This window comes from Phaeodactylibacter sp. (assembly GCF_040219495.1).
Classification (GTDB): Bacteria; Bacteroidota; Bacteroidia; order Chitinophagales; family Saprospiraceae; genus Phaeodactylibacter.
On the sequence record NZ_JAVJSK010000145.1, the window covers coordinates 1 to 13,727 of the forward strand.

Annotated in this window: 8 protein-coding genes; 3 read left to right on the forward strand and 5 right to left on the reverse strand. The window is 53.7% G+C overall.

The window, feature by feature from the left end; all coding sequences use genetic code 11:
• Positions 1 to 159 precede the first annotated feature (159 nt).
• Both RIC19_RS23355 and RIC19_RS23360 read right to left on the reverse strand, forming a co-directional pair.
• The gene (locus RIC19_RS23355; protein WP_350180803.1) at positions 160 to 3,276 is read right to left on the reverse strand and encodes a WD40/YVTN/BNR-like repeat-containing protein; all 3,117 of its coding nucleotides are present in this window, start codon (positions 3,274 to 3,276) and stop codon (positions 160 to 162) included.
• A gap of 41 nt (positions 3,277 to 3,317) precedes the next feature.
• Complete coding sequence (locus tag RIC19_RS23360) at positions 3,318 to 4,466, reverse strand: alkaline phosphatase (protein ID WP_350180804.1); 1,149 nt, start codon at positions 4,464 to 4,466, stop codon at positions 3,318 to 3,320.
• 191 nt (positions 4,467 to 4,657) lie between these two features.
• Between RIC19_RS23360 and RIC19_RS23365 the strand changes: the two genes are divergently transcribed.
• A complete protein-coding gene (locus tag RIC19_RS23365) occupies positions 4,658 to 5,734 on the forward strand; it encodes a hypothetical protein (protein WP_350180805.1) in 1,077 nt (358 codons plus the stop codon).
• Positions 5,735 to 5,784: 50 nt separating this feature from the next.
• On the opposite strand, the gene RIC19_RS23370 is transcribed toward RIC19_RS23365, so the two are convergent.
• On the reverse strand, positions 5,785 to 6,591 hold the full coding sequence (locus RIC19_RS23370) for an MOSC domain-containing protein (protein WP_350180806.1): 807 nt from the start codon (positions 6,589 to 6,591) through the stop codon (positions 5,785 to 5,787).
• A 234-nt stretch (positions 6,592 to 6,825) separates the two neighbouring features.
• Between RIC19_RS23370 and RIC19_RS23375 the strand changes: the two genes are divergently transcribed.
• Positions 6,826 to 9,054, forward strand: a complete 2,229-nt coding sequence (locus RIC19_RS23375; protein WP_350180807.1) for an OmpA family protein — start codon at positions 6,826 to 6,828, stop codon at positions 9,052 to 9,054.
• 12 nt (positions 9,055 to 9,066) lie between these two features.
• Here RIC19_RS23375 and RIC19_RS23380 read toward each other — a convergent pair whose 3' ends face one another.
• The gene (locus RIC19_RS23380; protein ID WP_350180808.1) at positions 9,067 to 9,309 is read right to left on the reverse strand and encodes a Kazal-type serine protease inhibitor family protein; all 243 of its coding nucleotides are present in this window, start codon (positions 9,307 to 9,309) and stop codon (positions 9,067 to 9,069) included.
• Positions 9,310 to 9,363: 54 nt separating this feature from the next.
• Positions 9,364 to 10,674, reverse strand: a complete 1,311-nt coding sequence (gene nhaA / locus RIC19_RS23385) for a Na+/H+ antiporter NhaA (protein ID WP_350180809.1) — start codon at positions 10,672 to 10,674, stop codon at positions 9,364 to 9,366.
• Positions 10,675 to 11,198: 524 nt separating this feature from the next.
• Here nhaA and RIC19_RS23390 point away from each other — a divergent pair.
• The gene (locus RIC19_RS23390; RefSeq protein ID WP_350180810.1) at positions 11,199 to 13,607 is read left to right on the forward strand and encodes a TonB-dependent receptor; all 2,409 of its coding nucleotides are present in this window, start codon (positions 11,199 to 11,201) and stop codon (positions 13,605 to 13,607) included.
• Positions 13,608 to 13,727: the final 120 nt, after the last annotated feature.

Consider the following 13,727-nt stretch of genomic DNA (forward strand, 5'->3'; position numbering starts at 1 on the left):
AGTCGAAAACTAACAATTTTTTGGTTAGACGAGGCACGAAAACCGGAGTTTAGCCTTAGCTAAATGAGGATTTTCGGGACGAAGTATAAGCAAAAAAGTGTAGTTTGCAGGCCGATTACTAAAGTCCCAACACGCTCTAAGAGCCCGACGGCATCCTTATCAGTTTTCTTTCAGCATGATAACATCCACTGCCCGGGCCTTCACCGCGGCATTAAAGGCGGGGATTGCATCTGCTTTCAGGGCATAGAACCGGTTCAGCTGTTTATCAATCTCTTGCGTCAGCGCTTCCCTAACCTCGCGGTCCTGCTCGGTAGGCGGAAAGTCGCCGGAGCCCAACAGCGCATTGATGTGCGCCAGCTTATTGGTCAGCTTTATCGGAAAATTCAGCGGATCTTGCCGGCTGCGGTTCTTCGTTTGGTATAGCGCTTCCTCCACCTCTGTCATGACGGAGTCTATGGCTTCCGCCTGCGCCAGCAGGCTTTCATGCCCTTCGCGTGATTTCCAGCGCTTCATGAAGGGCTGCATCTGCTTGCGTACTTCCCGGATATCCGTGATGGCCTGATGCGCCTCTGATACTTTTTCGTTGACCGATTGCATAAAATCGAAACGGGCTTGCAGATCGCCCACGGTAGCCGAAATCCGGGGGTCCTTTTTCAGCTGCCAGGGCTGCTCCAGAGTATCCTGAGGCGTCATCAGCTTTACGGTGTAATAGCCGGGTACCGCCTCCGGTCCGTTCAGGCCTGCCCACCAAAGGATCATCCCTTCCACTTCCATAGCTTTCGGGTAATGCAAATCCCAGTTGAAGGTATTGGCCCCCGCTTTAACAGTCAGCTGATCTTCTTTTTCCTCTGCGCCGGTGGAAAAGGTACGGATGTGCTTGCCCGACTCTTCGTAAAAAGCCAGTGCGACTTTTTGAGAATCTGCCACCAGACCTTCGGGTAAAAAGAAGTGGACCGTTATGCCCCCCGGATGATTCGTACCTGCGGTTTTCAAACCTTTGCGCTGCCGCCCGTCCATCCGGTAGCTGTCTATGGGCTCGAACAAGTGGACGCTAGTAGTGTCCATATCCGCGCTCAGCTGATGGAGCGGGGTCAGATCGTCAATCATCCACAGGCTGCGCCCCTGTGTGGCAGCGATCAGGTTCTTTTCTTTTACCGTAAGGTCCGTCACAGGCACGATGGGCAGGTTGAGCTGAAAGGGTGCCCATGATGCGCCGTTGTCAAAGGAAAGGTACATGCCGCTTTCCGTACCGGCGTAAAGCAAACCTTCCCGGTCCGGGTCAGCCCTTACCACTCTGGTGAAATGCTCCTCGGCGATGCCCTCCACCATCAGGCGCCAGTTTTCGCCATAGTCCGTCACGTGGTAGAGGTACGGCTGATAATCCCCAAGCTTGTAGCGGGTACCGGCAATAAAGGCGGCGCCTGCGTTGAAAGGGTCAGGGTCAATACTATTGATCATAAGCCATTCCGGGAAATCACGGGGGGTGATGTTGTCCCAGTTGGTACCGCCATCACGCGACAGGTGCACCAGCCCATCGTCAGATCCGGTCCAGATCAGGCCTCGTTCAAAGGGAGACTCAGCAGCGGCGAAGATGGTACAGTAATATTCCACACCAGTGTTGTCTTTTGTAATGGGCCCGCCTGATGGCCCCAGTTTAGTGGAATCGTTGCGGGTCAGGTCGGGGCTGATTAACTGCCAGCTCTGCCCACCGTTGGTGCTGACATGCAGGTGGTTGGATGCTGCATAGAGCTTCTCGGGGTCATGGGGTGAGAAAAACAATGGGAAGTTCCACTGAAAGCGGTACTGCATGCCTTCAGCCCCATAGCCCATCGGGTTGTCTGGCCAGACGTTTATCGCCCGGCGCTCTCCGGTGCGGTGGTTCTTCATAGTCAGGAAACCGCCGTAGCTACCGCCGTAGACGACTTCGCTATCGAGAGGGTCTACCGCCAGGTGCGCACTTTCTCCGCCAGCTGTTGATTCCCAGTCGGACTCACCAATACTACTGCCATCGGTACGGTGGCGGATCCGGATCGTGGAATTATCCTGTTGCGCCGCATAAATCCGGTAAGGGAAAGCATTATCCGTTATTACCCGGTAAAACTGAGCGGTGGGCTGATTGTGATAGGTCGTCCAGTTGCCCCCTCCGTCAAAGGATACCTGTGCGCCTCCGTCGTCCCCAATAATCATGCGGTCCGGGTCTTCCGGTGCAATCCAAAGGTCATGATGGTCGCCGTGGGGTGCCGCATAAGGCTTAAAAGTCCGCCCTCCATCTTTAGATTTGTGGTAACGGACATTCATCACGTAGACCCCGTCTTCGTCTTTGGGGTCTGCATAGATGCGGGTGTAGTACCAGGCACGTTGGCGCAGCGCCCGGCTGTCGTTGATACGCGACCAGGTCTCCCCGCCATCTTCCGAGCGCAGTACCCCGCCATCTTTAGCTTCCACCAGTGCCCAAACCCGCTCTGCATTGACCGGAGACACCGCAACGCCAATAATCCCTAACGGGCCTTCAGGGAAGCCTTCCTTGGCGGACAGATCTTCCCAGGTGTCGCCCCCATCGGTACTTTTCCAAAGGGCAGAACCTTCGCCTCCACTCTCCAGGCTATAGGGCGTTCGCCGGATGCGCCAGGTAGAAGCATAGACTACGCGGGGGTTGGTGGGATCGAGTAGCAGGTCTACAGCACCTGCATCGGCGTTGGTAAACAGCACCCGCTCCCAGGTGCCACCGCCGTCCGTAGTGCGGTACACGCCACGCATTTCCGAACTTTGGAACAAATCGCCCATAACCGCTGCATAGGCAATATCCGGGTTGCGCGGATGAACACGGATGCGCCCAATGTGGCGCGAGGCCTTCAGCCCTTTTTGTTCCCAGGTTTTGCCGCCATCCACGCTCTTCCATATCCCATAGCCGAAGGAGACGTTGCCGCGCACCGTTTTTTCGCCTCCGCCCACGTAGATCACGTTGGGGTCGAAGGTGCTGACGGCAACTGCGCCAACGGAGCCCCCAAAGTAGCCATCCGAGAGGTTCTCCCAGGTTTGGCCCCCATCTTTGGTTTTCCAAACGCCACCGCCGGTGCTGCCGAAGTAAAAGAGATTGGGTTGCCCCGGCACGCCGGTCACTGCACAGCTCCTTCCTCCCCGGAACGGACCAATACTGCGCCATTCCAGGCTTTCGTAAAGGCCGGGTTCAAAATCAAGAGTGGATTGAGCGTAAAGCTGAGGTGATAGAGCCCACAGCAACAGCGCTACTGCTGCCCGTAAAAGTTGCTTGAACATATTCGTGGTATTTTTCAATTAGGGTGTAATCGTCAAAAAAGTTATTGCCCCTGAGCGACCGTTTTCTCAGGAAGGCCGAGAGCTTGCCGCATTTTATAATAAATTTCTGTGTTTTCATAAATGCCGTCGAAGAGCTCCGCTCCGGGGCCAAAGGCAAAAACCGGCACCATAGCGGCTGTATGCCCGTTGGTGGTAAAACTGGCGTTGATCGACTCAAAGGAGGAGCCTGGATTGATAGCCATACCCCCCGATTCGTGATCAGCGGTAACGAGCACGAGCGTTTCGCCGTCCCGCCGGGCAAAGTTGAGCGCTTCCTTTATGGCCCGGTCAAAATCTTTAGCCTCTTCGATGACCAGGGTCCCGTCGTTAGAGTGCCCGCCCCAATCAATCATGGAGCCTTCTGCCATGAGGAAAAAGCCGGTATCACTGCGGCGGGTCAGGTAGCTGATGCCCAGAGAAACGGCTCGGGGAAGGTAGTCCCGCCCTGCCGCTTTCGTCAGCGGGTGCTTATCGGCAGCAAAGTAGCAGAAACGGCTCATCGGGCTGGGGACGAGGTCCTTTAGTTCATGCTCCAGGTAGTTGGTCACGTAGTAATTGCGGCTTTCCATCTCCCGGATGAGGTCCCGGTCGTCTTTTTCCCGCCGGTCGAAATACCGCTTACCCCCACCTACGAGGTAGTCGATATTAGACTCGGCCAGGTCTTGGGCAATTTCCTCATAAAAGACCCTGATGGGCTGATGGGCTGCAAATGCAGCAGGTGTGGCGTGCACAATAGTTGCGGTAGCGACCAGTCCGGTGGCATACCCTTTGCCCTGCAGCTCTTCCAGAATGGTTTCGCAGGCTGCAGAATCAACAGTAAGCCCAATAGCCCCGTTGTAGGTTTTGACCCCGCAGGCAAATGCCGTAGCCCCGGCAGCAGAATCCGTGATCAGGTCGTTAGCAGAATAGGTTTTTTGAAAGCCGATATGGGTGAACTGTTCCAGGCTGAGCCTGTTATCATTAGCGAACAAGGCAGCAGAAATCTGCCCCATACCCATGCCGTCACCAATCAAAAAAATGATGTTGCGGGCAGTGGTCTTTTCTGATGGAGGCAGTTGTTGCACCCGGCAGGCATCAAATACTACGATTAAGGCTATTATGAGCCCTAAACGATAAATGGGCGCAAAATTAATATTTTGTCGTTTTGTCATACTTTGTCAATCCATAGCCCTTTTCCCGATCCTAATCAAATTATACACCAATTGGCTAATTCAGGCGATAAAATATTCTGTTAACACAGAATTAAACAACGCTTTGTGGAATATTATTTGGAACCACTGTAGCTTTGCCGTGTTAATATAGAAAACAGAACGCCATTTTTTCACTCAACCGAAAACGAACTATGATGAATCGGCTTTTGTCCACTTTAATGGCGATGATCGGGCTCAGTATAATAGGGATTGCTCAAGATAAGCAAACTATTTTTGATGCCCTGCATTCACCCGAAATATTAGAGGTCAACATTGAGACGGACCTCTCTAATCTTATAGACAACCGCAAGAAGGACGAATATCAGTATGCGATTTTCTCTTTTGAAAACGCAGCGGGCGAGCTGGAACAGCACGATATGAAGCTCAAACCGCGTGGTAAGTTCCGGCGTAACATCTGCGACTTTCCGCCCATCAAGCTGAACTTTTCCAAGGACCGGCTGATGGAACGCAACTACATCGCTGAATACGACAAGCTCAAGTTGGTCACCCACTGCATCGATGACAAGTATGCTTCCAAAGAAAACGTGGCCCGGGAGTACCTGGCTTACCGCCTATACAACCTGATTTCGGACAAGAGCTACCGCGTGCAGCTCGTCCGCATCAATTACATAGACAGCAAAGACCGGGTCAGCCGGATCAAGCGCTATGGCTTCATTCTGGAGGATACCGATGAGATGGCGCACCGTGCCGGTGGCAAGGAATGCGAAGCATGCATCAATGTACCTGCCAATGAGCTTTCCCTCAATGATGAGCACACTATGGCTGTCTTCCAGTATATGATCGGCAATGCCGACTATAACACGGGTATGATGCGCAACGTCAAAATGGTACGCCCCTACACCGGCACTGGTGTTATACCCGTACCCTATGACTTCGACTTTGCGGGCTTTGTGAACCCGTCTTACGCCATCCCCAACTCGGACTACGGGCTCGTCTCCGTGAAGCAGCGGGTGTTCCTGGGCAATAAGGTTGACAGCGCTGTGCTGTCCTCTACCCTGCAGCACTTCCTGGATCAGCGGTCAGCAATGGAAGAAACTATTGATGATTTCAAACTCCTTGACCGGCAGAACCGTACAGAAATAACGCGCTATTTGGATACTTTTTTCAAGGAAGCTGAGCAAATCCTCAGCGGCTCTCCTATGCGCGAAACACTGCAGCAACAAGCCCTGAAAGCTCCGGGCAAAGGCACAAGTGAAGTGAGGCGGTAACGCTGTTTCCGAAGCAACCCTAACGTTGCAAATCAACTGCCAAAGATGGGTTAAAATCCGACGAAGTCGCCCATACTGACCTTACCGGGTGACTGCCCCAACGCCAGAGATGCATGCAGCCCAAAGTAAATCCCCTTTGCGTCGCGCCGGTACTGTGCCAGCATTTCCAGGGGTTCCCTGTTTACGGCAGCAGTGGTTTGATCGATGTTGATCACCTTGCAGCGGGTGCACTTCCGGATCCCCCTGAACGGGATTTGCCCGATACGAAAGGACTGCCAGTTGTCTTCTTCGAAAGCCGTACCGCCAGAGAACACCAAATTAGGCCGAAAACGGCTCATTGGCACCGGCTCAGCGAGGTGGCTGTTGAGGTCTTGCAACGACTCCTCTCCGGTAATCAGTAGGGGGCAACTGTCTGAAAACAAGGTCGCTTCCCCGCTCTGCCCATACGCCTCAGAAAGCGGCCGGGCATTTTGAGCGGGCAGGTAAACCAACCGGCAAAAAGTCCCCAACTGATCGCTCAGCCATTCGTTGACGGCATCAGCGCAGGCTACAGCCGTTACTTCATCATTCCAGACCTGCACGGCTACAGGTGTCCCTTCCGTCGGTCCGGATAAAGGGGTAGACACACTCTCCTCCCCCCGGTGCCGGTGCTTCAGTACCAGCTGCCCCGCTTGCAATGCCGGCTCGATCAATGCCATCTGCGGCACCTTGCGCTGGGTGATAAACATGCCTTTCAGGTCCACCACCATCCACTGCCGGTCGTAGGTTAGCCCGTGCAGACCAATGCTCGCCTCCTCTAAGGCAATCCCGCCGAGACTCTTCACCGGATAGATATAAATTCCACTAATTTGTTTCATATTCTGGTATTCAAAAGCAAATTTTGCAACCAAAAGTAGAGGAATTCGTACACTTGCTGTAAGTAATGTATTTACAATTTGGAATGCCCAGTGTAATTTTAGTGACCTGATCCAAGACAGACTATTGCTCTTTCCACTGGTTTGTTGCTGAAGTTAAGAGCTGAGCCGGAAAGCAGTAAGGCATACCCGCGAATACAATTTCGCCCTGTAGACAACCGATTTAACACCATTGTTATGAAATTTTGGCCCCTCTTTACAGCCTTTTCACTGGTAGCACTGACCTTACACGGACAGAGCACACGACTTAGCAAAGCGGATGACTATTTTTACGAAGGCAAGCTGCAGGCTGCTATACCGCTCTACCATCAGGTGCTGCAGCGACAGGATGTACCGTATGCTAAAGTCAATCTGGCGGAAGCCTACTACGGCATCGGGGACTACCACACTGCGGCCAACTGGTTCGCGCTGGTCATGCCTATGGAAGAATGCCAGCCGGTCCACCAGTTAAAGTACGGTTATGCACTGCTCCATAGTGGCAAATGCGAGACGGCGGTGCGCTGGTTCAAACTCTACCTGGAACAACGCCCCTTCGACCCCCGCAAGCCCGATCTGCTTGATGCGTGCAATAAGCGTCAGATGCTGGAAAACAAATCCAAAGGACAAATTGAGGTGGCCAGCTTACCTTTCAATGCACCCAGCAATGATTTCTCTCCGGTCCGTTACCAGGACGGCCTCGTCTTTACAAGCGACCGTTATCAACTGGAAGGGCAACAATTGGCTCATCTGTACAAAGTAACGGTTACGGATGAGGACAGCCTGGGCTTCAGTACGCCCAAAGCATTTGATGTGGGAACACCAGAAAACCTGCACGAAGGCCCGGCAACCTTCAATACCAGTGGGAACGAAATTTTCTATACCCGTACCCGACCAGGCAGTCAGGCACGGAAGAAACTGGAGATCAGGACTGGCCGGTTACTACCGCAGGGCACCTGGAGCGCACTTTATCCCCTACCTTTTTGCAGTGACGAATACGCAGTGGCTTTCCCCGCCCTCAGCCCCGATGGCAACCGGCTGTTCTTTGCCTCCGATATGCCGGGCGGCTACGGAGGTGTAGATCTTTATGCCAGTGTCCGTATCAATGGTGACTGGGGACAGCCCATCAACCTGGGGCCCGTCATCAACACCCCCGGTGACGAGCTGTACCCTTACGTCGGCCTCAACAACGATTTGTACTTCTCCTCCAATGGGCTGCTTGGCCTGGGTATGCAAGATATTTTCGTTACCCGTGAAGGCGCAGACGGCACCTGGCAACGCCCCGAAAACCTGGGTGCCCCATTCAACTCCGCAGCCGATGACTTTGGGTATACACAACTGGATAACAGCGAAAAGGGGTTCTTCACTTCCAACCGGCAAGGCGGTGCCGGCGGTGATGACATCTACTTTTTCCAGCGCAGCGGGCGTCTTGCGGCGGTGGATGTGCTCGACCTCACCAACGGGATGCCGGTACCCAATGCAGCACTCCTGAATACACATAGCGGCGACACCCTCCAAACGGATGACAGCGGGCGTATCTTCCTCCGGGTCCCTTCCTGCACGACTTTTACCGGATGGCAGGAAGGCTTCTTCCCTAAATCAGTAGATATTTGCCCAGACGATATACCAGGCCAGTCGGATACCTTGTTCCTCGCCATTGCCCTACAGCCGGATATCCCGCAAATCCTGAAAGGCGTCGTCTTTGACCGCACTTCCGGCCGCCCCCTTCAGGGAGCCAAAATACAACTACAGCCCGAAGGTGACTGCACGGCTACCTCAACGGTGTATGCCAATGCACAGGGACGGTTTACCGTAGAGCTGCAAAACGAATGCTGCTACACCATCACGTCCACCCTCGAGCATTTTGAAAGCGTCACCCCCCAGCATTCTGTGTGCGCCACCGGCCTGAACCGCGAACAATACCTCAATCTTTTCCTGCAGCCAGTCAGCAAAGCCATGCCGGTGTCTGCCCCTGTAGATACGGCAGTCAGCGCCAGCCCACCAGCTGAAGCTGAGCCAGATCTTTTCGAGGGTTTTGAACGCAGCCGCCCCAGTGCAAAGGACACCTCCAGTGCCCAAACCTTCAAACTAAATGTGTACTACGACACCGGCCGCTCCAGTGTGCAGCCCTCGTCGGTAAGCGAACTACTGAAGTTGAGGGATCTGCTGCTTAAAAATCCAAATCTTGTGGTGGAAATATCCTCTCATACTGATGCCAATGGCAATGCTGTGGGCAATGAGGAGCTTAGCCAGCGGCGGGCAAATGCGATTGTCCGTTATCTTACCAGTGAGGGTATCGACCGTGGGCGCATGATCCCCGTAGGCTACGGGGAAGCCCTCCTGACCAATGAATGTGCAGATGACGTGGATTGCCCCGATTGGAAGCATCAGGAGAACCGGCGTACGGAATTCAGGGTGCTGCGGCAGTGATTCCCAAACAGCCTACTCTCTATCCTCGCAGGTCCCTTCTTCCCAGTAGGTGACACCACCGTAGTTCTCGGCATTGCAGGAATTAGGATAGGTTTTGCCGTCACAGCCACAGACCGGTTGGTAAATTTCAATGCAAGCCGCCTCTTTATCGATTTTGGCGGGGTCGATGCAATCGTCAGCTATAGCGCCGCCCCGGTTGCAGGTAGCCCCCATGAGCAATAGAGCGAGAACAGACAAGATCAGATGATACTTCATAATGGATACCGTTTTTCAAGAAACGTAGAAGAGGATCGTGGAGTTGCATGCCCGCTACCGGGAATCGCTTTTGGGGTTGCCCAGCGCGCGCAGTATCAGAAAACCTGTCAACCCAGCAATCAATGAGCCGATCAGAATACCCACTTTTGCGGAGTCCAGTAGTGCGGGGTTGTCTTTGAAGGCAAGGTTGGCAATGAAAATAGACATGGTAAAGCCTACTCCGGCCAGGAAGGACACGCCGAGTATTTGCATCTTGCTCACGCCATCGGGCAGTTTGGAAATACCAAGCCGAAGCGCCAGGTTGGACATTAGGAAAATACCTACTGCTTTACCCACAATCAGTGCCAGTGCAATGCCCAGAATGAGGTTCATATTCAAAGCCGTGTCCGTACTCACGGTGACGCCGGCATTGGACAGGGCAAATACGGGCATGATCACGTAAGCCACCCAGTCGTGCAGCTTATGCTCCATGCGCTGCAGGGGCGACTGCACCTCCGTGGTCCATTCATCCAGGTTGTCAATATGCTCTATCTGTGCTTTGGACAACAGGCCGTTTTCCTGACGCGGGGCTTTAATGATCTTTTCCTGCAACTCGTCCAGCGCCTCCATAAACTCAGGTATCTTCACCTTTCGGTGAATGGGAACGGTAAAGGCCAGCAGCACGCCGGCAATAGTAGGATGGATACCCGCCTTCAGGAATAGCAGCCAAATCACTACGCCCAGCACTACGAGCAGGTATTTAGAGTACAGCCCCCGCATGGTCAGAAGAAATAATACCCCTAATAAAACGAAAGCAACCAGGATCAGCATCCATTTGACACCAGCGCTATAAAATAGTGCGATGATCATTACCGCCCCCAGGTCATCCACGATCGCAAAAGCCGTAAGAAAGACCTTGAGATTGAGCGGCACCCGGTCGCCCAGCAATTTCATAATGGCCAGAGAGAAGGCAATATCTGTGGCCATAGGAATCGCCCAGCCGGCCAGCGCCTCCGGATCGTTATTAGACAGTACAAATACCAACGCCGGGAAAGCAATACCTCCAATAGCTGCGAATAAAGGGAAAATGGCCTTTTTGGGCGCGTTTAACTCTCCGACAGAAAGCTCCCGCTTAATTTCCAGCCCGATCAGGAAAAAGAAGAGCGCCATAAGCCCATCGTTGATCCAGAGGATGACAGGCTTGACCAGCTCAAAGTTGGTCATTTTCACACCAAGCTCGTACCCCCAAACTGCCTGATAGGAGTCGCCGAATGGAGAATTAGCCCAGACTACGGCAATGATCGTCGCTGCAAAGAGCAATACCCCACTGAGGCTTTCAATCTTTATGAACTTCTCCATCGGGGAAGTCAGCAGTTGCTTTAACATGGTTTTTCGTTTTTGGACGAAAAATCAACACGGTTCCGGTCATTGCGTTCGCAGTTTTGGGGGCTTTTTTCAGCTTCCGCGAAGAGATGCCGGCATATCCGATGTGCGATGCGTCAAAACAGCTGGCAAAATCACCTTCCCGATAAAAACCGATAGGTGCTGTAATGCAGGGTTACAAGTTTAAAAAACCGTCTCTGCTACCTGTACGAAATGGAGTGGCCTACCCGCCTTTTAACATCAAATCCATTCTCTAACTAAGGAGAATTGCAGTGCTCCCGACGCTGTGTGTATAACAAATTGCACAAAACACAAAGGCAACCCTCTGCATTTAAGCCCTATGGCTGCTGGGGTAGAGCTTCCCGCTCTGCTCCAGCTTATCCAGGAGAGGCAAACGGCAAATGCTGGCAAGCTATTCAAAAAGTGCAATTTGTTATGCACACCCCGACGCTCCATGCATTGCCACATGCTTCAATTTTCCCTACCTTCGTTACAAAAAGTGAGCCCCGGAAAAGTTCTGATATGATATGACGAAATCGTTTCTTACGCTGGCCTGTTTATGTCTACTGGCTATACCTGCACTGCATGCCCAGACCCTTAATCTGACCAATTCAGCGAACACTCCCCTGCCGGGCGCTACGGTGATCGGGCAGCCCAGCAGTAATTTCGCTGTTACAGACCAGAACGGGCAGGCCGACCTAAGCCTTTTCGCTTCTTCTGACACGCTGCACATACAGCTCCTGGGCTACAAAACACAGCGGATCACCTACACGGCTGTCCGCGCGAAAGGCTTCCGTGTACAACTCGAGATGACCGCCCTGGCACTGGATCAGGTCGTCATTTCCGCCAGCCGCTGGGCTCAAAATGCCAGCCGCGTCCCCAACCGGATTTCCGTCATCCAATCGGAGGAAGTGCTGCTGCGCAACCCGCAAACTGCTGCTGACCTGCTGGGCAGCTCGGGGGAGGTGTTCATTCAAAAAAGCCAGCAGGGAGGCGGCAGCCCGATGATCCGGGGCTTCGCTACCAACCGGCTGCTGATTGCTGTGGATGGTGTGCGGATGAATACGGCTATTTTCCGGAGCGGCAACCTGCAAAATGTGATTTCCCTCGACCCCTTCGCCACCGAGCAAACGGAATTGCTCTTTGGGCCCGGCTCCGTACTCTACGGCAGCGATGCCATCGGGGGCGTTATGGCTTTTTACACCCTCACCCCTACCCTCGCGGATAGTCAGGAGCGGCAGTCTTCGGGTAGCGCCGCCCTGCGCTATGCTTCCGCCAATGAGGAGCTGACCGGGCACTTCGACATCAATATCGGCGGGCAAAAATGGGCAGCAGTGAGCAGCTTTTCCCACAACCGCTACGGCGACCTCCGGATGGGCCAAAATGGGCCCGAAGATTACCTGCGGCCTTTTTATGTGGAACGCATTGACGGCACTGACAGGGTGGTTTCTAACCCCGACCCGCTGTTGCAAACGCCTACGGGGTACGAACAGACCAACCTGATGCAGAAGGTACGGTTTCGGCCCAATGCAGCCTGGGACTTCACTTATGCTTTCCACTATTCTGCCACGACTGATTATGCCCGGTACGACCGCCTGGTCCGCGACCGCAATGGCGTGCCCCGAAGTGCGGAATGGTCCTATGGCCCACAGGTATGGCAAATGAATCAGCTACAGGCTTCACATACCGGGCAAAACACGTTTTATGACGAAGCCCGGCTAAGCCTGGCCCATCAGTTTTTTGAGGAAAGCCGTATTGACCGGGATTTTGGAGATCCGGTCCGGCGCACCCGCACCGAAGCGGTGGATGCGCTTTCGGCCAATCTGGATTTCACCAAACGTCCCGGGCGGCACCAACGGTTACTATACGGATTCGAAGCCCTTTACAATAAGGTGGCCTCAGAAGGGCAGCTCAATAATCTGGACACAGGAGCGGAAGATGCCGGCCCTGCCCGATATCCTCAGGCCAACTGGCAATCCTATGCGGCCTATCTGACGTATCAGCTTGAAGTAAACCCTAAGCTCCGTTTGCAGGCCGGGGCACGTTACAACCACTTTCTGCTTGACGCTGATTTTGATACCACGTTTTTTCCCTTCCCCTTCACCAACGCAAGCCTGAATAACGGAGCCCTTACCGGCAGCCTGGGTGCGGTGTACCGGCCCGCTCCATTGTGGGGGATACGTGCCAACCTCTCCACTGGGTTCCGTTCGCCCAATGTCGATGATGTTGGCAAGGTATTTGACTCCGAACCCGGCTCTGTAGTCGTGCCCAATCCCAACCTGGGGGCGGAATATGCCTACAATGCAGAACTGGGCTTTTCCAGAGTGATTGGGGATGGCATACAGCTCGATCTTACAGGCTATTACACGTTGCTGGACAATGCTTTAGTTCGTCGGGATTTTTCGCTTTCCGGACAAGACAGTATTTTTTATGATGGTACCCTAAGCCGGGTGCAGGCCGTGCAAAATGCCGCACAAGCAAGGGTTTACGGACTACAAGCAGGAGTGGACGCGCAGTGGGCTAACGGCTTAGGCATGCACGCCCGCTTCAACATTCAGGAAGGGGAGGAAGAACTGGAGGAAGGGGGCACCACGCCGCTGCGCCATGCGGCACCCTGGTTTGGAGTATTTCGGTTGCAATACGAGCAGGAGGCCTTCCGGCTGGAACTGAACGCGCAGTACCACAGCGCTTTCGCTTTCGAAGACCTGCCGCTGACAGAGCAGGATAAGCCGTACTTGTACGCCGCTGACGCTAATGGCAATCCTTATGCACCGGCCTGGTACACGCTGGATTTCCGGGCGCTTTACCGGGTCAATGACACCTTCACCCTTAGTGCCGGGGTGGAAAACCTGACTGATCAGCGGTACCGGCCTTACTCTTCAGGACTGGCAGGCGCCGGACGGAATATGGTGCTAAGCGGGCGGGTTAGGTTTTAGGAGGGTGTACCGCCTATTGTCAAGCCTGCCTATTCCCGGAAAAAGGCGGGAAGGATGGAAAATGCCCTTATGTTTGAGCTATTCTCCTGCCCCAACCTACCCACTTTGAAAACTCATGAT